We start from the raw sequence: 18,830 nt of genomic DNA on the forward strand, positions 1-18,830 counted from the left end.
CTAGCGGGAGCGTACCACTGCCATGAACGCGAGCGAGCGGGCTACGAGGGGCGCACCGTGGCGGAGTCCGCTCTCGTCGCCAGATGCGCGGCAAGCTTGTCGAGCGTCTGGACCCCATAGCCGACCGCGCCAAAGCCGATCGTCGCCTCGCGCTGTGCCCGTGTGGGATGCAACTGCCGCAGGGTCAGCACGGTGCGTCCATCGGACTGTTCGTCGAAAGTGACGAGCATGCGGAACATGCCGGGATCGTCATCGCGGTCCGCACCATGATCGACCTCGATGCGTCGCGGCGATGGGTTTTGGGTGTAGTGCAGTGTTCGCGAGCTGCCTCAGTCATCCTCGCGCGATGGATAACCGATGGCAGTGATGCACGAGTAAGTCATGGTCACGAATGACCGTTTGCGTGTGCTCCGGCGAAGACGTTGGCCTTGTGTCGAGAGAACTTCAGAGCAAAAGAGCGTGGAACCGGGCAACATTGGGGCACAGGGCCGCCACCGACACGCCGACGCCGATCCAGCTCGCGCTCGCCCGCGGCCACCGCTGGCTGGCGATGGTGGACAAATTCGCCGGGAGCGAATTTGGACGGCGTAGCCGGCCCCGAAGGGGGGAGCCCCAGGGACGGGGCGAACAATCCGGCGTGGCACGCACGCTATCCGAGGTGGCCGAACGCGAGGGGATGGATCGGGCCTACGTGAGCCGGATGGTGAACCTCACCACCCTGGCGCCGGACATCGTCGCCGCCATACTCGACGAGACTCTGCCGCCGGAGGTGACGCTGTTCGACCTGGCGTCGGGGACGCCGCTGTTGTGGGAGGAGCAGCGGGCGCGTTTGTGGAACACCCGCAAGGCAGATTAGCCGGCGCAGCAAGACAATTGCTTCACGTCCTTGCTGAAGGTTTGTGCCGCGAGCTTCAGCCCTTCGACCATCGTCAGGTAGGGAAACAACTGGTCGGCCAGTTCCTCCACCGTCATCTGCGCCCGGATGGCGAGCGCCGCCGTCTGGATCAATTCACCCGCTTCCGGCGCGACCGCCTGCACGCCGATCAGCCGCTGTGTGCCGGCCTCTACAACCAGCTTGATGAAGCCGCGTGTGTCGAAGTTGGCCAGCGCACGCGGGACGTTGTCGAGCGTGAGCAGGCGGCTATTGGTTTCGATACCGGCGTAGTGTGCTTCCTGCTCGGACAGACCCACCGTGGCCACCTGCGGATCGGTGAACACCACGGCCGGCATCGCCGACAAATCGAGCGCGGCGTCGCCGCCGGTCATGTTGATGGCCGCGCGCGTGCCGCCTGCCGCCGCGACATAGACGAATTGCGGCTGATCGGTGCAGTCACCGGCGGCGTAGATGTTCGGCGCGCTGGTGCGCAGATGGTCATCCACCACGATGGCGCCTTGGCGGTTCACCGCGACGCCCGCCGCCTTCAGATTCAGGTTGCGGGTGTTGGGCGCGCGGCCGGTGGCGACGAGCAGCCGGTCGGCGCGCAATTCACCGCTCGGGAGCGTCAGCACGAACTCGTCATTCACATGCGCAACCTGGCTCGCCTGTGTGTGCTCCAGCACGTCGATGCCCTCGGCGCGGAACGCCGCCGTGAGCGTTTCGCCGATCGCCGGATCCTCGCGGAAGAATAGCGTGCTGCGCGCCAGGATCGTGACCTTGGAGCTGAGCCGGGCAAAGGCTTGCGCCAGTTCGACCGCCACCACCGACGAGCCGATCACGGCCAGGCGCTCAGGAATCGTGTCGCTCGCCAACGCATCGGTGGAGGTCCAGTAGGGCGTGTCCGCAAGGCCCGGAATCGGCGGCACGGCCGTGCTCGCGCCGGTGGCAATGAGACAACGGTCGAAGGTTACGTTTTCCTCGCCGCCGTCGCTCAAGTGCACCGTGAGGCCTTGGCCGCCGTTGAAGCGCGCCTCGCCATGCAGGACGGTGATCGCCGGGTTGCCGTCCAGGATGCTTTCGTACTTGGCGTGGCGCAGCTCGTCGACGCGCGCTTGCTGCTGGGTCAGTAGCATCTCGCGCAGGACGGTGGGCGGTGTGGGCGGCATGCCGGCATCGAACGGGCTTTCGCGGCGCAGATGGGCGATGTGGGCGGCGCGAATCATGATCTTGGAGGGCACGCAGCCGACGTTGACGCAGGTGCCGCCGATGGTTCCGCGCTCGATCAGCGTCACCCGCGCGCCGCGTTCGACGGCTTTCAGCGCGGCGGCCATGGCGGCGCCGCCACTGCCGACAACGGCAATGTGCAAAGGGGATGCAGGACGGCTTGAAGAGACCGCGCAGCAATCAGACATGGGTAGCTCCTTATTGTTTGGCCGTCGACGGATAGCCTGCGTCTTCGGTGGCCTTGGTCAGCTTTTGGATATTGGTCTTGGCATCGTCGAAGGTCACGACCGCCTCGCGTTTCTCGAAGGTCACCTCGACCTTGCTCACGCCATCCACCCTGGAAAGCGCTTTCTTGACCGTGATCGGGCAGGCGGCGCAAGTCATGCCGGGGACGGACAGGGTGACGGTCTGCGTCGCAGCCCACACGGGGGAAATAACGGCGGCGAGGGCGACATAGGCGAATAGCTTCTTCATGATGAACTCCTGATCAGTAGAAAAAAGGCAAGACGTAGGGAAAACCGAGCGCGACCAGAACGAGGGCGACCACGATCCAGAAAATCAGCTTATACGTGGTGCTCACCTGAGGAATCGCACACACCTCGCCCGGCTTGCAGGCTTGCACCGGGCGGAAAATGCGCCGCCAAGCGAAGAACATCGCGACGAGCGCCGCACCGATGAAAATCGGACGATACGGTTCCAGCGCCGTCAAATTGCCGATCCATGCGCCACTGAATCCAAGGGCAACGAGGACCAAGGGGCCGAGACAACACGTCGAAGCGAGGATCGCGGCCAGTCCGCCAGCGAGCAGTGCGCCGCGTCCTGTTTGCGTTTCTGGTGGTGATTCGGACATCGGGTTCTCCTTTTGAATGCGGAAGGAATAGCGTAACCTTACTGCCGTACTTAAGTACGGAGTCAAGCGCCATGAACAAACACCCCGAAACCCTGACCATCGGCGTGCTGGCCGAGACCGCCGGGGTCAACGTCGAAACGATCCGCTTCTACCAGCGCAAGGGCCTGATGCAGGAACCTGACCGGCCCTACGGCAGCATCCGCCGCTATGGCGAGGCAGATCTAATGCGGGTGCGCTTCATCAAGTCCGCGCAGCGGCTAGGGTTCAGCCTCGACGAGGTTGGGGATTTGCTCAAGCTCGAAGATGGGTCGCACTGCACCGATGCCCGCGAGCAGGCGGAACGGAAGCTGGCCGACGTGCGCGCCAAGCTCGCTGACTTGCACCGCATCGAGGCCACCCTGGCCGCCTTGGTCGAGCAGTGTTGTACCGCCAAGGGCGAGGTGCGCTGCCCCTTGATTGCGTCGTTGCAGCAGACTTGAATCAGTCGGCTACGAGTGGCGATGTGAACAGATGGCGTGGCAGCCACCACAGGTAGAACACCATCCCGAACAGCTCGACCCGACGCTGGACGAGGCGAAGAACACCGTGGCCATGACCCGGGTGGATGCGATCTGGGAGCAGCTCTTTCCAGCCGAGCAGCAGCGCATCGTGCGGCTCCTCATCGACAAGGTGATCGTCTCACCGAACGACATCGAGGTGCGGTTCCGGCCCAACGGCATCGAGGTGCTCGCCATGGATCTGCGCCCCGACAAATCGGCAGGATTGCCGATTTGCACAGCCGCAGGCTGCCCGCAGGGCGGCGCACAGGATGTGCGCCGTGAACCCGCCCGGGAAACCCTTGAGGAGGTCGCAGCATGACAAATTCGTCGGGAACGAATTTGGACAGCCGCAAGGCTGGTCCCGCAGGGACGGGCTCCAGGGAAGGAGCCCGCAGTGAAATCCTGATCGACAAGACCGGCCAGCCAGAGGTGATCACCGCGAGCGACGGCAGCCTTACCGTCACCGTGCCGATCCGGATCAAGCGCCGCGGCAGCCGCTAGGCCGTGACCCTGCCGGACGGCAGCGCCGCCCAGCCCCGTCCCTGGGACGACACGCCGACGCCGATCCAGCTCGCGCTCGCCCGCGGCCACCGCTGGCTGGCGATGGTGGACAAATTCGCCGGGAGCGAATTTGGACGGCGTAGCCGGCCCCGAAGGGGTGAGCCCCAGGGATGGGGCGAACAATCCGGCGTGGCACGCACGCTATCCGAGGTGGCCGAACGCGAGGGGATGGATCGGGCCTACGTGAGCCGGATGGTGAACCTCACCACCCTGGCGCCGGACATCGTCGCCGCCATACTCGACGAGACTCTGCCGCCGGAGGTGACGCTGTTCGACCTGGCGTCGGGGACGCCGTTGTTGTGGGAGGAGCAGCGGGTGCGGATTGGGGTCAGCGCAGCAAATTCTCGAGATCCTTGAGCATCAAAAACAGATGATACGGATCGGTCGGACTGGGCTCGAATTCCCAGGATTCATACCACTGCCGCGCCGCATTGTCCTTGGCATGGACCAGCAGGCAGCGAATGCCGGCGATGTCGGCGGCCTGTGCGGTGCGCAGCAGCGCATCCTTGAGCAAGGCCTGGCCCAGTCCTTTGCGCTGATGCGCCTTGTCCACCGCGAGCCGGGCCAGGATCATGACCGGTACCGGGTGACGCGCCAGCCCCTTCATCACGCTTGACGGCGCGGCCTCCGGATCGACACTGCCGACGGCGAGGCTGTAGAAGCCGACCACCACGTCGCCCTGGCAGCAGACGTAGGTCTGCGCGCTGTTGGCCTTTTGGTTGACGAGCGCGTAGCGCTGCAGGAACTGGTTCAGCGCATTCTCACCGCAGTCGAAAGCATCGACCTGATCCGTCGCAAGCAGCTTGCGAACGGGTGTGTAGCCATCGTTCAACCCAGCACCCCGGGTTCACGCAGCAACTTCTTCAGACGCGGCTTGGCTTGTACCGGACGATCCAGCGCTTCCTGGAACGCCTGCCACTGCGCCTCGTCGAGCACGAACCGGCGACGATCCGCCAGTGTCTGCGCGGCCGCCGTCACGCCCGCGTCGAGCAGAAACTCGCTGACGTTCTTGTGGCAGGCGCGCGCGGCCTCCTGCAGCAGCTGCTTGACTGGCGCACTGGCGCGAACGTCAATGCGTTCGGTCTTGGAAAGATTCAGGGTGCTCATAGTGCCCCTCCGGACGGATATTGGATGCCCTTATTGTAGTCGTCCGGACATTGTCCTGACAAGGCGTTTCTTGTCTTGGCCATCATCCAAGCACCTACATCCGTGTTGCAATGTGTCGGTAGCGATCGACAACGACCGACAAAACGCAACCGCAGCGTTTCCTCCGCCACCCGGTGCTGCAATCCAACCGCTTGATTCGTCCGCGCGTAACGCGTTGATTTGTAATGGCCGTGTTCGCGACCTTTGCGGACTTCGGGCATGCCCAAGGGAGCGAGGCCGGAGAGAAAAACGGCACGGAGAGAGCGAAATGTCGCCCGAAGCGGCCAAGACGGCCGGGGAAGGAAGTCCGCAGGAATCCGCAGGAGCCCCCGCGAACACGCGCGAGCGCGCAAGAAAAAAGGCCAACCGAGAGCGGTTGACCTTTATGTATTGGTGGTGGGGTGGAACCCTGCGCCAAACCTATGTAACTCAGCGCCTTAGAACCGCTGCGAACTCCTGCGGAAAGGTGCGTAATCCAGCCCTTGTTGCTCGCAATCCTACCAGTTCAGCCTGACCGAGGTCACCCGCCCAGGGCATCACCCAGGGCGCCAGTTCGATTCCGGTGATGGGAACAGCACCCGGTCGCTAACTCGTTTATTACGAACGTTTTTTCCGATCCAAGCGTCACGGAATGGACTCGATTGTGGACTCAAGTCTTCGGCCTGGTCAACGCAGGCCGTTGCGGGTGATCCAAAGCGAGCCAAGCACATCCATCAACAGCCAGAGCATCGGATTTCATACCGAAGTCTATCTGTCCACTGGCACATCACGCCACAGGCCGCTACGGACAGGTGAGCTGCGTCCTCAAAGGATTGACTCATCATCGACAGGCCCGGTCCCGCCCGCCTTTCGCCCGCTCGATGAACCGCTTCATGGGCTCCGAGGGTTCGCCCCGGCGGCGCAGCAGGTAGGTAGAGAGCACCGGTGGGCTGCCGGCCAAGGGACGAATGGAGATGTCCGGGCGCTGTAGCGTCTGCACCTGCGAGGCGATGGCGAAGCCGATGCCGTAGCCGGCACCGACCAGGGTCAGCATCACGCCCAGGCTGGTCACTTCATCGACCAGCTTGAGCGGCGTGCCTGCGTCCTGCAGCAGCGCTTGAATCTGATGGCGGCAGCCCGATCCCGATTCGGGATGGCACAGAACCAGCGGGAACTTCAGGGCTTCGGCCAGCGGCACCTGCACGTGTGCCAGCAAGGGGTGGCGTGCGGGCACGATCACCGACAGCGGATCGGTCCACACCGGCTCGGCGACGAGGCCATCATGTACCGCGTTTGACAACGCAAAGCCGATGTCCAGCAGATCGTCGTGCAGCGTCTTGAGCTGCTGCGCGAACGGCAGCTCGAAGACGCGAATCTCCATCTCGGGCTCCTCCTCGCGGCTGCGTGCCAGCAAGGTGGCGATGCGGGGCTGCGCCAGGCCGTCGCAGATCGCGATGCGCAGATGGCCCTGGTAGCCCTGTGCCGCCGCCTTGGCACTCTTGACTGCCTGCTCCACGGTGGCCATCACGCGTCGGCATTCGCCTAGGAACACCTGGCCGGCCCAGGTCAGCCGCGTCAGGCGGGTGCTGCGGTCGAACAACTGCACGCCAAGCTGGCTTTCCAGGTCGCGCATTGCTCGCGATACGGGAGATTGCTCGATCCCGAGACGCTCGGCCGCGCGGGCGAGATGCAGCTCTTCCGCGACTGCAACGAAATAGCGTAGCAATCTGAAATCCAAGGCCACCTCCTGTTCGTCTTCTTCTGGTTCGGCCTCTCGGGCGCCAGCATCTCCATCCACATCCCGCCCACTTACGCCCCGCCAGGCTTGCGATGTGCCGGCGCCCTTCCGCCAATGAGGTGCGGAGGGCGACGTTTGCGCCCGCCAGAAATCGACCGTTGGCAGCCGTCTGAGATAGCAGTTCTGCTGTTCATCGAGACCTCTTTTTCGTGCTTCCCCTCTTGCGGTCTGGCTGCACAGTGGTAAGATAGTAATAGATTACTCACTTTTTGGGATGCAAGCAATGAGCGGACACTCCAGGCATCTACCGGCTGATGAGAGGCGCGCGGCCACCGTCGAGGCAGTGGTCGACTTGGCTGCCGAACAGAACCCCAGCGACATCACGACCACGGCCATCGCGCAGCGCATGGGGTTGACCCAGGGAGCACTGTTCCGTCACTTCCCGACTAAGGACGCAATCCTGCAGGCGGTGATGTCCTGGGTTGCGGAACGCCTGCTGGCTCGAGTAGACAAGGCCGCAGAAGGTGCTACGTCCCCCCTCGCAGCTCTTGAAGCGATCTTCAAGACGCACATCGACTTCGTGGCCGAGCACCCGGGGGTGCCGAGGATGCTCTTCGGCGAATTACAGCGGCCGGGGGAGACCCTGCCCAAGCAAATGGTGCAGACCTTGACCCGTCAATATGGTGAGCGGTTGCGTCGACTGCTCGAAGCCGGTAAGGCGCGAAGCGAGCTGCATTCAGAACTGGATGTGGACGCGGCCGTCGTCTTGTTCATCGGCACAATTCAAGGGCTGGTGATGCAGTCGTTGCTGGCGGGCGATGTAGCACGCATCCGCCGCGACGCGCCAGCCGTGTTTGCCATCTATCTCCGTGGCATCACGCACACCCGATGAAACGCCTTCCATCCTGCCGCCACGCAGTTCCTCGGTCAGCCGAGAGGCACACCACGGTCATGCGATCGCGTTGCGCCTCCAGCGCGAATCCGCGTCATTCAACACTCAGCCCGACCGCCCGGCGGAATGCACACGCACGCCGCGACGACGACGACGAAGGCCTGGGAGTTTCCCCGATCAAGTAAAGGCCATGAAGATGACCACTCATCCACAACGCAGCATCTGGCACTGGCTGATCTCCCTGCTTGCGATCGGCTTCGGTCTGCTCACTCTTCGGGAGGGCGGCGCCGTTCTGTTTGTCGACGGCGCGGCGCGCCAAGCCGCCGGCCACTATGTGCCCTTCGTGCTCTGGTTCAACTTTCTGGCCGGGTTCGCCTACATCGTCGCCGGCGTCGGCTTGTGGATGCGCCGGCGCTGGGCCGCGTGGTTAGCGATTGTCATCACGGTGGCGACCGCACTCGTGTTCCTCGCTTTCGGAGTGCATGTGGCTCTGGGTGGCGCCTGGGAGCGACGCACGGTGGTCGCCATGACGCTGCGCACGTTGGTGTGGGCTGGCATAGCGGCCATCGCCTGGCGCCGGTCAGCGGCGAATGCGCCGGTCGCACGCGAGCACTGAGCACCTTTATCCAGCGGAAACCCATCGATGAAAACTCCAAACCTCCTCTTCAAGAAAACCCGTTGGGTCGTGATCGCCGTCGTCGTGCTCGCTCTTGGCGGCGCACTGGCGTTCTGGTTGTCGCGCGACCATGGACAACAAGATGCATTGCGCCTCTACGGCAACGTCGAAATCCGCGAGGTGCAACTGGCCTTCCGTCAGCCCGGGCGCGTGATGCAAATGTTTTTCGATGAGGGCGATGCCGTCAGTGCCGGTGCGCGGCTGGCGACGCTCGACGCGCAGCCGTATCGGGAAGCCCTTGCGGCAGCGCAGGCCCAGGTGCAGGTGGCGCAGGCGGAACTGGCCAAGCTGCGCCGCGGCCTGCGACCGCAGGAAATCACCCAGGCGCGCGAAGCCCTCAGGCAGGCCCAGGCGCTCGCCACCGAGACCGAGCGCAATTTCCAGCGCCAGAGTCGCCTGCTGGCATCGGGCGCCAGCAGCCAGCGCACGGTCGATGCAGCCCGCACGGCGCGCGACCAGGCAGCCGCTGGCGTCGAAGCGGCCAAGGCGGCCCTGTCGCAAGCATCCGAAGGTTTTCGCAAGGAAGACATCGCCGCGGCAGAAGCTCGCCTTGCGGCCGCACAGGCTGCCGCAGCGCAAGCCGCGACAGCCTTGGCGGACACCGAGTTGATGGCGCCCAGTAGCGGCACCGTCATCGCACGAGTGCGGGAGCCCGGCAGCATGGTCGCAAGCCAGAGCACGGTCTACAGCCTGAGCCTGGACAAGCCGGTTTACGTGCGCGCCTACGTGGGCGAGTCGGACTTGGGGCGCATCGCGCCCGGTACTGTGGTGCGCGTCAAAAGCGATTCATCAGAGAAGGTCTATCGCGGCCAGATCGGCTTCATCTCGCCGCGCGCCGAGTTCACCCCCAAGACGGTGGAGACGACGGATTTGCGCACGGATCTGGTCTACCGCCTGCGCATCGTCATCGACGAAGCCGACAGCGACAGTGCCTTGCGCCAGGGCATGCCGGTGACGATCGAGGTCGATGCGAAAGCCGGCACCCGTATCCCGGCGGGGGAGCGTTGAAATGCAGGCAAGCCCTGCTATCGCCGCCGTGCCTGCGGGTGCGGGCGAAGACGCTGCCGTCGTCATCGAGGGCGTGGACAAGCATTTCGGCGACATAAAGGCGCTGCGGGGCTTGAGCGCGCGCATCCACTATGGGCGGTTGACCGGTCTGGTCGGCCCCGACGGCGCTGGCAAGACGACGCTGATGCGGATTCTGGCCGGCCTCCTGGTGCCGAACGCCGGCCACGTCACCTTGGCAGGCTATGACGTGGTCAAGGACAACGACGCCATTCACGTCGTCAGCGGCTACATGCCGCAACGCTTTGGACTGTACGAAGACCTGACGGTGATCGAGAACATGCGCCTGTATGCGCAGTTGCGCGGCATGGATGCGGACCGCAACGCCGATCTGTTTGCCGAGCTGCTGGACTTCACGCGGCTCGGACCCTTCACCAAACGCCTGGCCGGCAAGCTCTCCGGCGGCATGAAGCAGAAGCTGGGCCTTGCCTGTGCGCTCATGGCGCGGCCGAAGGTGCTGCTGCTGGACGAGCCGGGCGTGGGTGTCGACCCGGTCAGCCGCCAGGACTTGTGGCGCATGGTGCAGGCGCTGACCGATGAAGGCATGGCCGTGGTCTGGTCCACCGCCTATCTCGACGAAGCCGAGCGCTGCGAGAGCGTGCTGCTGCTGAACCAAGGGCAGCTCCTGTTCGATGGCCCGCCGCAGGAGCTGACCGCACAGCTCGAAGGCCGCAGTTTCCGTCTGGAAGACGTCGGTGCCGAGCGCCGAGCGGTCCTGACCCAGGCACTCGACCTGCCCAGCGTGAGCGATGGCGTGATCCAGGGCGCCGGCGTGCGCGTGGTGTTGCGCGAGGGCGCGGACGCAGGGCAGCTCCAGGCCCTGGCCGATCAGGCGCGAGTGGAGCTGGCGCAGGTGCCCGCGCGCTTCGAAGACGCCTTCATCGATCTGCTCGGTGGCGGCCCCGGCGGCACTTCGACGCTGGCCGAGCGTCTGCCGCCGGTTGAGCTGGGTTCCGACATTGCCGTGTCGTGCCGAAACCTCACCAAGCGCTTCGGCGAGTTCACCGCCACCGACAACGTCAGCTTCGAGGTGCAAAAGGGCGAAATCTTCGGCCTGCTCGGCCCCAACGGTGCCGGCAAGTCCACCACCTTCAAGATGCTGTGCGGCCTGTTGAAACCCACTGCTGGCGAAGCGCATGTGGTGGGCCATGATCTGCGCCGCGCCACCGGCGCAGCCAAGAGCCGGCTCGGCTACATGGCGCAGAAGTTTTCGCTCTACGGCCTGCTCTCGGTGCAGCAGAACCTGGAATTCTCGGCCGGCGTCTACGGACTGGAAGGCAACACCCGGCGCGAGCGCATTGCCGAGATGATCGAAACCTTCGATCTGGGCGACTGGCTGTCCGCCACGCCCGATTCCCTGCCGCTGGGCCACAAGCAGCGCCTGGCATTGGCTTGTTCGCTGATGCACCGGCCGCCCGTGCTGTTTCTGGATGAACCCACTTCGGGCGTGGACCCGATCACCCGGCGCGAATTCTGGACCCACATCAACGGACTGGCCCGCAAGGGCGTGACCATCGTGGTCACCACCCACTTCATGGACGAGGCCGAATACTGCGACCGCGTGGCCATGCTCTCGCGTGGGCAACTGATTGCGCTGGATACGCCCGACGCGCTCAAACGTTCGGCGGTCAGCCCCGAACGACCCGACCCGACGATGGAGGACGCCTTCATTCACCTGGTGGAGTCGGCGGACCGCGAGCTGGAGGCCGCCACATGAACGGCACCACAAAGCACAAGGACGGGAATGGACCACAGCAGACCGACCTGCGCCATTTTGATCTGCGGCGCTTGATCGCCCTGGTCACCAAGGAAAGCTACCAGGCGCTGCGCGACCCCTCGACGCTGCTGATCGCGTTCGTGCTGCCGGTGGTGTTGCTGCTGCTGTTCGCCTATGCGGTGTCGCTGGATGCGAAGGATGTCCGCGTCGGCGTGGTGCTGGAGTCGCCCGGCGCTGCAGCGCAGGAGCTTGCGGCGGCCTTTGCCGGCACAAAGTTCCTGGATGCCCACTTCGCCCATGACCGGCGCGAAGTGGCCGACCAGCTGGTCTCAGGCGACCTGCGCGGCTACGTGGTGATCCCGCAGGACTTCGAGCAGCGGCTGGCCCAGCGTGGCAGCGAGCCGCTGGTGCAGATCGTCACCGACGGCTCCTACCCCAATACCGCCAACTACGTCGAGAACTACGCCCGCGGCGTGGTCCAGTCCTGGCGTGCCGGACTGGACGTCGGAGCACCAGCGCAGGCCGTCATGCTGGAACCGCGCTACTGGTTCAACCCCGAGCTGGAAAGCCGCCGCGCACTGATTCCCGGTGCCATCGCCATCGTCATGACCATCATCGGCACCATGCTGACTGCACTGGTGGTGGCGCGTGAATGGGAGCGCGGCACCATGGAGGCGGTGCTGTCCACGCCGGCCTCGGTGGCCGAAATCCTGATCGGCAAGCTGCTGCCGTACTTCGTGCTCGGCATGCTGTCCACGCTGGGTGCGGCGGCGCTGGCGGTGTTCGTGTTCGGGGTCCCGATGCGGGGCTCGCTGGCGGCGCTGCTGCTGCTGTCGGCGGTGTTCATGGTGCCGGCGCTGGGTCAGGGTCTGCTGATTTCCTCCTTGGCACGCAACCAGTTCCTGGCCGCGCAGATTGCGCTGTTCTCAGGCTTCCTGCCGGCCTTCATGTTGTCGGGCTTTCTGTACGAGATCGACGCCATGCCGGCACCGATCCGCGCCATCACCCGGCTGGTTCCGGCGCGTTACTTCGTCGATTCGCTGAAGACGGTGTTCCTGGCCGGCGACATCTGGGCCGTGTTCCTGCCCAACCTGGCGGTCATGGCGGCGATCGGGGTGCTGTTCTTCGTGATCGCCAAGCGCGCCACGCGCAAGAACCTGGAGTGACGCGATGTTGACTTCCGCATTCTCGTTCACCCGCCTGCGCGCCCAGTTCATCAAGGAAGTGCTCAGCGTCCTGCGCGACCCGCGCAGCCGCATGGTGGTGTTCGTGCCGCCGATCCTGCAGTTGCTGGTGTTTGCCTTTGCCGCGACGCTGGAAGTGCGCAACGTCGATATCGCCGTCTACGATCAGGATGCGGGGCGGTGGTCGCACGAGTTGGTACAGCGCCTGGACAGCGCCCGCTTCATCACCCACGTCCGGCATGTCCACAGCCAGCAGCAGCTGCACGAGCTGATCGACCGTGGCGAGGTGATCGCCGCGCTCGCTATTCCCGTCGATTTCTCGCGCGCCATCGCCGCCGGTGACAGCGGCCGCGTGCAGGTACTGGTCGATGGCCGGCGCAGCAACTCCGGGCAGATCACCGTGGCCTATCTGTCCACCATCGCCGCCGATGTCGGCGCCGAGGTCGTGCCCGACGCCCAGGCACCAACGCCCGTGGTCGTGCGCCACTGGTTCAACCCGAATCTGGTCTACCGCTGGTTCATCGTGCCCGGCCTGACGGGCATCCTGGCGCTGTTCAGCGCGCTGCTCATCACCTCGCTGTCGATTGCGCGCGAACGTGAACTCGGCACCTTCGACCAGTTGCTGGTGTCGCCCACCTCGACGCCAGAGATCATCATTTCCAAATCACTGCCGGCACTCGCAATTGGCACTGCGCTGGGCCTGTTCATGATCAGCGCGGGCGTCTTCCTGTTCGGCATCCCGTTTACGGGCTCGTTTGCACTCCTGCTTGCCAGCCTGGTGCTGTTCATCGCCTCGGTGGTCGGCATCGGTCTGATGATTTCCGCGGTCAGCATGACGCAGCAGCAGGCCATCCTGGGGGCGTTCGCCGTCGGCGTGCCGGCGGTGCTGATGTCCGGCTTTGCGACGCCTGTGGAAAACATGCCTGTCGTCCTGCAATGGCTGGCTCAGGCCATTCCACTGACCCATTTCCTCATCATCGTCGAAGGCAGCTTTCTCAAGGCCATGCCGCCCGGTGACATTCTCGCCAGCCTGTGGCCGCTGGCGGTCATCGCCCTCGCCACGCTGACCATGGCCACCGTATTCGTCCGAGGACGCCTGCAATGAAATCCAAGCCCCGCACTCCCTTTCTTCGCGCAACCGTCACAGGCCTGACCCCTGGGCGCGCGCGTCCGCTCGCGCTGGCCCTGTCCTGCGTGCTGCTGACTGCCTGCGCAAGCGTGGGCCCCGACTACCGCGAGCCGCCGCCGGTCGACGTCGGCAGCGGCTGGAGCTTGCCGTTGGCAAGCGAATCCCAGTCCGCAGACTTGAGCCAATGGTGGTCTGCACTGGACGATCCCATCCTCGATCGCCTGATAGCCACGGCGCTGGCACAGAACCTAGATCTGCGCCAGGCTGCGGCACGCATCGATGAGGCACGCGCCCTGCGCGATCGTGTGGCCGGCGAGGCATTGCCCACCGCCGCCGCTGGCGCGAGCGTCAACCGGCGCCGTCAAAGCGAGAACGGACCCCTGCCCGTAGGCTCGATCCCCGGCCTTGACGCCACGCAGACCATCTACGACGCGGGCTTCGACGCGGCCTGGGAGGCTGACTTGTTCGGGGCCAGGCGGCGCGCGCTGGAAGGCGCCAGCGCCCGCCTGCAGGCGACCGAAGCCGAGGCACAGGGCGTACGCATGCGCGTCGTGGCCGAGGTCGCGCGCACCTGGTTCACCGCCGTCGGCGCCCGCTACGAGTTGCACGCACAACAGGCCACACTGGATACGCTGCAGCAGACCTTGGAATTGGTGCGCCTGCGGCATGCGCTGGGCGACGCGTCGGCCGCCGACGTGGACGCGGCGTACGCCCAATGGACAGCAGTCAACGCGCTCATCCCGGATATCCAGGCGCGACAGCGCGCCGCGATACTCAGCCTGGGCGTGCTGCTGGGCGCGCCGCCGGAGCGGGAGCTGGCACTACTGGATGGCCCCTTGACGCCGAGCACGCTGCGGGCGCTGCCGGCGCTGCCGGTGCTGCCGGTGGGCGAGCGCGCAGAGATGCTGCGCCGGCGCCCGGACGTGCTGGCTGCGGAACGTCGCCTGGCAGCGAGTTCCGCCGACATCGGCGTGGCCATGGCCGAGTTGTTCCCCAAACTCTCCATCGGTGTCGGCGGCGGGTTCCAAGCGCTCAGTACGGGCGATTGGTTCGATGCATCCAGCTCGCGTTTTTCCATCCTGCCGCTGATTTCCTGGCGCCTGTTCGACGGCGGCCGTGTGCGCGCCGAAATTCGGGCACGCGAGGCGGCCGAGCGGCAGGCCGCGCTGGCCTATGAGCAGGCGGTGCTGACGGCGCTGGGCGACGCCGAGCGCGCGCTGGGCGACTACCACGGCGCGCTGGACACGCTTGAGCGCCGCGGTATGGCACTGGATGCCGCGCGCACCAGCTACGGCCACGCCAAGGCGCGCTACGCGGCGGGCGACATTGCGCTGGTCGAACTGCTGGCTGCCCAGCGCAGTCTGCACGAGGCCGAAACCGCAGCCGCACGCGCGCATACCAACGCCGCCGTGCAACTGGTGGCGCTGTACAAGGCCCTTGGTGGCGGCTGGGACGTATCCACGACGGCATCGACCGCAACCCATCCGCTGCGGGGCGCTGCCGCCCCCGTCGCGTTTTCAAGCCGTTGACTCAACACAAGGAGACCGTAATGCAAATCAACGTTGGAAGTCTCGACCGCATTGTCCGCATCGTCGTCGGACTGGTTCTGCTCAGCCTCCCGCTGTGGCTGGATTCATCCTGGCGTTGGCTGGGACTCATCGGAATCATGCCCCTCATCACCGGCCTGGCTGGCCGCTGTCCGGGCTACCGTCTGCTTGGCCTGAGCACTTGCCCGATACAAAAGAAAAAACCGGAGTGAGCATCCCATGAAACTGCATTTTCTGGGCGCTGCGCGCGAAGTCACCGGGTCGTGTTTCTTGGTGGAAGCGCTCAACGTACGCTTCCTGGTGGATTGCGGCATGGTTCAGGGCGGCCGCACGGCGGCGGCGCGCAACCATGAGCCATTCCCGTTCGACCCGGCGTCGATTGATTTCGTGCTCCTGACCCATGCCCATATCGACCATAGTGGGCTATTGCCCAAACTCACGCGCGCCGGGTTCAAGGGGCCCATCTACGCCACGCCAGCGACGGTTGATCTGCTCGGGGTGATGCTGCCCGATAGCGCTCACATCCAGGAAAGCGATGCCAAGCGGGTTGCCAAGCGGCTCAAAGAAAAGACCGTGCCGCCACCCCTGTATACCCTGCAGGATGCACACGAATGCCTGCAGCAAGTACGAGGCATCGAATACGACCGGGAGTTCGCGCCCCGCGTCGGGGTGCGCGCCCGTTTCCGCGATGCCGGGCACATTCTTGGGTCGGCCATCATCGAGGTCTGGGTCACCGAATATGGCTACCCGACAAAGCTCGTTTTCAGTGGCGACCTCGGCCAGCCGGGGCGCCCGATACTGCGCGACCCGACAACCATCGAGGACGCCGACATCCTCGTCATCGAGTCCACCTACGGCAACCGCCAGCACAAGGATTTCTCGGCGACCGAAGAGGAAATGATCGGCATCGTCGAAAAGACATTGTTCGAACGCGGCGGCAATGTCATCGTGCCGGCCTTCGCGGTCGGCCGAACCCAGGAAATCCTTTATCACCTGCACCGACTCACCTGCGAGGGGCGGCTGCGGCAACCGAAGGTATTCGTCGATTCGCCGATGGCCACGCAGGCCACGCGCATCACGCGCGAGCATCTCGAATTGTTCGACGAACAGGCGAAGCGGTTGGCCGGCTGGCACGCGCGCGGCGAGAACCTCCCATACCTGAGTTTCACAGCGAGCGCTGAGGGGTCCATGGCGCTGAACCGGATCCGCTCCGGAGCCATCATCATTTCTGCCAGCGGCATGTGCGATGCGGGACGCATCCGGCACCACCTGCGCCACAACTTGCCACGCCGCGAATGCAGCATCTTGTTTCCCGGTTTCCAGGCGCAGGGGACGCTTGGCCGGCGCCTGATCGAGGGGGCCGAACGTGTACGCATCTTCGGCGAGGACATCCCGGTACGTGCGGCGATCCACAGCGTGGACGGCCTCTCGGCGCATGCCGACCAGAAGGCGTTGCTGAATTGGGCTCGGGGTTTTGTTCACCCACCGGCGCAAACCTTCGTGGTGCATGGGGAACTGTCTGCCGCGCAGGCCTTCGCCGAACTCCTGCAACAGCAACTCGGCTGGCAGGTCACGGTGCCCGAGCATGGTCATGCGCTGCGCTGGCCGGAATTTCTGGCGCACGAGTGATGACGCCCGCCGAAGATCTCGCTGAACGCCTGCGCGCCATCCGCGAGTCGCCAACGTACCGTCTTGCGTACGAAGACATCGAACTGCTTGGCCAGGACGAACTGCGGCCGCTGCGACTGCAGCTCGAACTACTCAAACCTGAGCGCATCCTGCACGAGAAAGGCATCCGCTCGACGGTAGTGGTCTTCGGCAGCGCACGCGTGAGCGATGCCGAGACGGCAGAAGCCCGCCTTGGCGCGCTGGAGCGTCAGGCGCGCGTCACTCCGGAGGATGTCGGGCTGAGGCAAGAGCTTGCCCGAGCCAATCGCCGGGTCGAACAGGCACGTCACTACGAGCAAGCGAGGCGTTTCTCGGGCCTTATTTCGGCGCGTTTCCAGCAGCAAAACCGCCGTGATTTCGTCGTCGTCACCGGAGGTGGGCCCGGCATCATGGAGGCCGCCAACCGCGGTGCTTTCGAGGTTGGCGCACGTTCGATTGGCCTCAACATCACGCTGCCCCACGAACAGGCACCCAACCCCTACATGTGCCCGGATTTGGCGTTCCGATTCCACTATTTCGCGCTGCGCAAGATGCACTTCTTGTTGCACGCCAAGGGCTTGGTGGCATTCCCGGGTGGCTATGGAACGCTCGATGAGCTGTTCGAGGTGCTCACCTTGATCCAGACCGGAAAGATGCAGCGTATTCCGGTAGTGCTGGTCGGCCGTGCATTCTGGCGTCGCGTAGTTGATTTCGACCTTCTGCTCGACGAAGGCTATGTCTCTCCATCCGATCTCGACTTGTTCACCTGCGTAGACGAAGCCGAGGAAATCGTCAGTGCCCTCGAACGCTTTTACGTCAACAGGGCAGCAGGCGATGGGGCGACATGATCGGCGTCGACGGGTATTGCCGGAGCCTGTGCGGCACCAAGGTGCAGCAGTCGATGCAGTGCGCCACCTTGTTGATTGCCTGTGCATTGTTCAGCCCGATTGCTGCTTTCGGTTCCGAAGTCTCGCTCTCTGCAAATCCTCCCTCCTGCTCACCAGAGCAATCCCTGCGCTGGCGGGGCGGCACTCTGCGTCTGGAGAACGATTTGTTCACCGGCTCCGATCGCAACTACACCAACGGTGTCGCGCTAACAGCAGTCTCACGCGATCTGCAAGGCGGGCTCCGTCCGGAATGCCTGCCCCAGCCGATTGGCTTGTACGCCCGCTTCATCGGCTGGGCTGATCCAGGCTTCTGGCACGACGCCGGCGCCCACTCGTCGTCGCAAAACCTCGTCGTGCGCTTTGGCCAGTCCATGTACACGCCCGAGAACAAGACGCGCACCGACGTGATTCCAGATGACCGACCGTACGCTGGTTTGCTCTACCTGGGTTTGGCGTGGAATCGCCGCATCCACCCACAAGCCGCCAGCTACGAAATGCTTGACGTGCGTGAGCTGACCCTGGGCGTGATCGGCCCCTGGTCGCTGGCCGAGCAATCTCAGGATCTGGTGCATCGGGCACGCGGCATTGAGCGATTTCGCGGCTGGGACAACCAGTTGCGCAACGAGCCGGCGTTTCAGATGGCCATGGAGCGCAAGTTCAAGCCGTACACGGAGGGTGCGGTCCGCCCTGGATGGGGCAGCGACGTGATCGGCAGCTATGCCCTGCGGGTCGGAAACATCGAAACCGCCGCCAGTACCGGCGTGGAGTTTCGCGCGGGCTGGAACATACCGAACGACTTCGGCAGCTATCCGATCCGCCCTGGCGCAGAGAACCGCCCGCCCTCTGGTGTTGCCGATCTGCGCACGACAACGCCGCAGTCGGTCCTGGCGCCCAAACCTGGGGCACATGTCTTCCTGAATCTGGAGGGTAAAGCCGTCGCCTGGGACTTCTCACTCGACGGAAACATGTTCCGGCATAGCCATCACGTCAGCCGGCGGCCTTGGATCGCGCAAGCAGCTCTCGGCATCAGCAGCCAATGGATCGTTGCTGGACGTGGCGTACGGCTCGCCGTGATGCGCGTTTGGAGAACCCGCGAGTTCGACCAGCAGGCGGGCCATCACGCATTCGGATCGATCGCGCTGAGTCTGGAATTTTGAGGACACCTGCAACCA

At 64.7% G+C, this 18,830-nt stretch carries 20 protein-coding genes and 2 pseudogenes; 15 read left to right on the plus strand and 7 right to left on the minus strand.

Annotated elements, in window-relative coordinates:
* Window positions 1-41: 41 nt before the first annotated feature.
* Complete coding sequence (locus tag EP379_RS05035) at window positions 42-314, minus strand: SRPBCC domain-containing protein (protein WP_127476477.1); 273 nt, start codon at window positions 312-314, stop codon at window positions 42-44.
* Window positions 315-391: 77 nt separating this feature from the next.
* Between EP379_RS05035 and EP379_RS05040 the strand changes: the two genes are divergently transcribed.
* Window positions 392-856: a hypothetical protein gene (locus EP379_RS05040; RefSeq protein WP_420824451.1), complete on the plus strand. Its 465-nt coding sequence runs from the start codon at window positions 392-394 to the stop codon at window positions 854-856.
* On the opposite strand, the pseudogene merA reads toward EP379_RS05040, so the two are convergent.
* From merA to merT, 3 genes and pseudogenes are all read right to left on the minus strand, one after another.
* Window positions 853-2,250: pseudogene (gene merA / locus EP379_RS05045) on the minus strand (mercury(II) reductase); the annotation flags it as partial. The gene EP379_RS05040 and the pseudogene merA sit on opposite strands and share 4 nt — an antisense overlap.
* Before the next feature lie 49 nt (window positions 2,251-2,299).
* The gene (gene merP / locus EP379_RS05050) at window positions 2,300-2,575 is read right to left on the minus strand and encodes a mercury resistance system periplasmic binding protein MerP (protein ID WP_127476482.1); all 276 of its coding nucleotides are present in this window, start codon (window positions 2,573-2,575) and stop codon (window positions 2,300-2,302) included.
* A 13-nt stretch (window positions 2,576-2,588) separates the two neighbouring features.
* Window positions 2,589-2,951, minus strand: a complete 363-nt coding sequence (gene merT, locus EP379_RS05055) for a mercuric ion transporter MerT (protein WP_127476484.1) — start codon at window positions 2,949-2,951, stop codon at window positions 2,589-2,591.
* A gap of 71 nt (window positions 2,952-3,022) precedes the next feature.
* Here merT and merR point away from each other — a divergent pair, with 71 nt between their 5' ends.
* The 3 genes and pseudogenes from merR to EP379_RS16950 all read left to right on the plus strand — a co-directional run bounded on the left by merR (window position 3,023) and on the right by EP379_RS16950 (window position 4,408).
* Window positions 3,023-3,430 carry an Hg(II)-responsive transcriptional regulator gene (gene merR, locus EP379_RS05060; RefSeq protein WP_127476486.1) on the plus strand — a complete coding sequence of 136 codons (408 nt, stop codon included), beginning with the start codon at window positions 3,023-3,025 and terminating at the stop codon, window positions 3,428-3,430.
* A 31-nt stretch (window positions 3,431-3,461) separates the two neighbouring features.
* Window positions 3,462-3,809: a hypothetical protein gene (locus tag EP379_RS16485; RefSeq protein ID WP_197722860.1), complete on the plus strand. Its 348-nt coding sequence runs from the start codon at window positions 3,462-3,464 to the stop codon at window positions 3,807-3,809.
* Window positions 3,806-4,408, plus strand: a pseudogene (locus EP379_RS16950) (hypothetical protein). The gene EP379_RS16485 and the pseudogene EP379_RS16950 overlap by 4 nt, the downstream one beginning before the upstream one ends.
* Here EP379_RS16950 and EP379_RS05075 read toward each other — a convergent pair.
* The 3 genes from EP379_RS05075 to EP379_RS05085 form a co-directional block, all read right to left on the minus strand.
* Window positions 4,380-4,883 carry a GNAT family N-acetyltransferase gene (locus EP379_RS05075; protein WP_127476488.1) on the minus strand — a complete coding sequence of 168 codons (504 nt, stop codon included), beginning with the start codon at window positions 4,881-4,883 and terminating at the stop codon, window positions 4,380-4,382. The pseudogene EP379_RS16950 and the gene EP379_RS05075 sit on opposite strands and share 29 nt — an antisense overlap.
* Entirely contained in the window at window positions 4,880-5,158 is a 279-nt protein-coding gene (locus EP379_RS05080) for a type II toxin-antitoxin system TacA family antitoxin (RefSeq protein ID WP_127476490.1), read from the minus strand. The genes EP379_RS05075 and EP379_RS05080 overlap by 4 nt, the downstream gene beginning before the upstream one ends.
* Window positions 5,159-6,017: 859 nt before the next feature.
* Entirely contained in the window at window positions 6,018-6,914 is an 897-nt protein-coding gene (locus EP379_RS05085; protein ID WP_172600382.1) for a LysR family transcriptional regulator, read from the minus strand.
* Window positions 6,915-7,197: 283 nt separating this feature from the next.
* Between EP379_RS05085 and EP379_RS05090 the strand changes: the two genes are divergently transcribed.
* From EP379_RS05090 to EP379_RS05140, 11 genes are all read left to right on the plus strand, one after another.
* Window positions 7,198-7,806, plus strand: coding sequence for a TetR/AcrR family transcriptional regulator (locus tag EP379_RS05090; RefSeq protein WP_058130988.1), 609 nt, complete (start codon window positions 7,198-7,200; stop codon window positions 7,804-7,806).
* Window positions 7,807-8,002: 196 nt separating this feature from the next.
* A complete protein-coding gene (locus EP379_RS05095; RefSeq protein ID WP_010792194.1) occupies window positions 8,003-8,422 on the plus strand; it encodes a hypothetical protein in 420 nt (139 codons plus the stop codon).
* 27 nt (window positions 8,423-8,449) lie between these two features.
* A complete protein-coding gene (gene hlyD / locus EP379_RS05100) occupies window positions 8,450-9,490 on the plus strand; it encodes a secretion protein HlyD (protein WP_127476495.1) in 1,041 nt (346 codons plus the stop codon).
* Window position 9,491: 1 nt separating this feature from the next.
* On the plus strand, window positions 9,492-11,264 hold the full coding sequence (locus EP379_RS05105; protein WP_127476497.1) for an ATP-binding cassette domain-containing protein: 1,773 nt from the start codon (window positions 9,492-9,494) through the stop codon (window positions 11,262-11,264).
* On the plus strand, window positions 11,261-12,430 hold the full coding sequence (locus tag EP379_RS05110) for an ABC transporter permease (protein ID WP_127476499.1): 1,170 nt from the start codon (window positions 11,261-11,263) through the stop codon (window positions 12,428-12,430). The genes EP379_RS05105 and EP379_RS05110 overlap by 4 nt, the downstream gene beginning before the upstream one ends.
* 4 nt (window positions 12,431-12,434) lie before the next feature.
* Window positions 12,435-13,553 (plus strand): ABC transporter permease, encoded by a 1,119-nt coding sequence (locus tag EP379_RS05115; protein ID WP_127476501.1) that lies wholly within the window; start codon window positions 12,435-12,437, stop codon window positions 13,551-13,553.
* Entirely contained in the window at window positions 13,550-15,106 is a 1,557-nt protein-coding gene (locus tag EP379_RS05120; protein ID WP_101529404.1) for an efflux transporter outer membrane subunit, read from the plus strand. Before EP379_RS05115 ends, EP379_RS05120 begins: the two co-directional genes overlap by 4 nt.
* A 20-nt stretch (window positions 15,107-15,126) precedes the next feature.
* Window positions 15,127-15,336 carry a YgaP family membrane protein gene (locus tag EP379_RS05125; protein WP_017244801.1) on the plus strand — a complete coding sequence of 70 codons (210 nt, stop codon included), beginning with the start codon at window positions 15,127-15,129 and terminating at the stop codon, window positions 15,334-15,336.
* A 7-nt stretch (window positions 15,337-15,343) separates the two neighbouring features.
* A complete protein-coding gene (locus EP379_RS05130; protein WP_127476503.1) occupies window positions 15,344-16,753 on the plus strand; it encodes an MBL fold metallo-hydrolase RNA specificity domain-containing protein in 1,410 nt (469 codons plus the stop codon).
* The gene (locus tag EP379_RS05135; protein WP_127476505.1) at window positions 16,753-17,619 is read left to right on the plus strand and encodes an LOG family protein; all 867 of its coding nucleotides are present in this window, start codon (window positions 16,753-16,755) and stop codon (window positions 17,617-17,619) included. Before EP379_RS05130 ends, EP379_RS05135 begins: the two co-directional genes overlap by 1 nt.
* On the plus strand, window positions 17,616-18,815 hold the full coding sequence (locus EP379_RS05140) for a lipid A deacylase LpxR family protein (RefSeq protein WP_127476506.1): 1,200 nt from the start codon (window positions 17,616-17,618) through the stop codon (window positions 18,813-18,815). Before EP379_RS05135 ends, EP379_RS05140 begins: the two co-directional genes overlap by 4 nt.
* The last annotated feature ends 15 nt before the right edge of the window (window positions 18,816-18,830 follow it).

Source organism: Sulfurivermis fontis, from assembly GCF_004001245.1.
Classification (GTDB): domain Bacteria; phylum Pseudomonadota; class Gammaproteobacteria; order Thiohalomonadales; family Thiohalomonadaceae; genus Sulfurivermis; species Sulfurivermis fontis.

Excerpts from the sequence above, each read along its gene's own strand:
- EP379_RS05140 (WP_127476506.1), top strand. The coding sequence starts at position 17,616 with ATGATCGGCGTCGACGGGTATTGCCGGAGCCTGTGCGGCACCAAGGTG.
- EP379_RS05115 (WP_127476501.1), top strand. The coding sequence starts at position 12,435 with ATGTTGACTTCCGCATTCTCGTTCACCCGCCTGCGCGCCCAGTTCATC.
- EP379_RS05105 (WP_127476497.1), top strand. The coding sequence starts at position 9,492 with ATGCAGGCAAGCCCTGCTATCGCCGCCGTGCCTGCGGGTGCGGGCGAA.
- merR (WP_127476486.1), top strand. The coding sequence starts at position 3,023 with ATGAACAAACACCCCGAAACCCTGACCATCGGCGTGCTGGCCGAGACC.
- merP (WP_127476482.1), bottom strand. The coding sequence starts at position 2,575 with ATGAAGAAGCTATTCGCCTATGTCGCCCTCGCCGCCGTTATTTCCCCC.
- EP379_RS05120 (WP_101529404.1), top strand. The coding sequence starts at position 13,550 with ATGAAATCCAAGCCCCGCACTCCCTTTCTTCGCGCAACCGTCACAGGC.
- EP379_RS05130 (WP_127476503.1), top strand. The coding sequence starts at position 15,344 with ATGAAACTGCATTTTCTGGGCGCTGCGCGCGAAGTCACCGGGTCGTGT.
- hlyD (WP_127476495.1), top strand. The coding sequence starts at position 8,450 with ATGAAAACTCCAAACCTCCTCTTCAAGAAAACCCGTTGGGTCGTGATC.
- merT (WP_127476484.1), bottom strand. The coding sequence starts at position 2,951 with ATGTCCGAATCACCACCAGAAACGCAAACAGGACGCGGCGCACTGCTC.
- EP379_RS16485 (WP_197722860.1), top strand. The coding sequence starts at position 3,462 with ATGGCGTGGCAGCCACCACAGGTAGAACACCATCCCGAACAGCTCGAC.
- EP379_RS05080 (WP_127476490.1), bottom strand. The coding sequence starts at position 5,158 with ATGAGCACCCTGAATCTTTCCAAGACCGAACGCATTGACGTTCGCGCC.
- EP379_RS05110 (WP_127476499.1), top strand. The coding sequence starts at position 11,261 with ATGAACGGCACCACAAAGCACAAGGACGGGAATGGACCACAGCAGACC.
- EP379_RS05095 (WP_010792194.1), top strand. The coding sequence starts at position 8,003 with ATGACCACTCATCCACAACGCAGCATCTGGCACTGGCTGATCTCCCTG.
- EP379_RS05040 (WP_420824451.1), top strand. The coding sequence starts at position 392 with ATGACCGTTTGCGTGTGCTCCGGCGAAGACGTTGGCCTTGTGTCGAGA.
- EP379_RS05135 (WP_127476505.1), top strand. The coding sequence starts at position 16,753 with ATGACGCCCGCCGAAGATCTCGCTGAACGCCTGCGCGCCATCCGCGAG.
- EP379_RS05125 (WP_017244801.1), top strand. The coding sequence starts at position 15,127 with ATGCAAATCAACGTTGGAAGTCTCGACCGCATTGTCCGCATCGTCGTC.
- EP379_RS05090 (WP_058130988.1), top strand. The coding sequence starts at position 7,198 with ATGAGCGGACACTCCAGGCATCTACCGGCTGATGAGAGGCGCGCGGCC.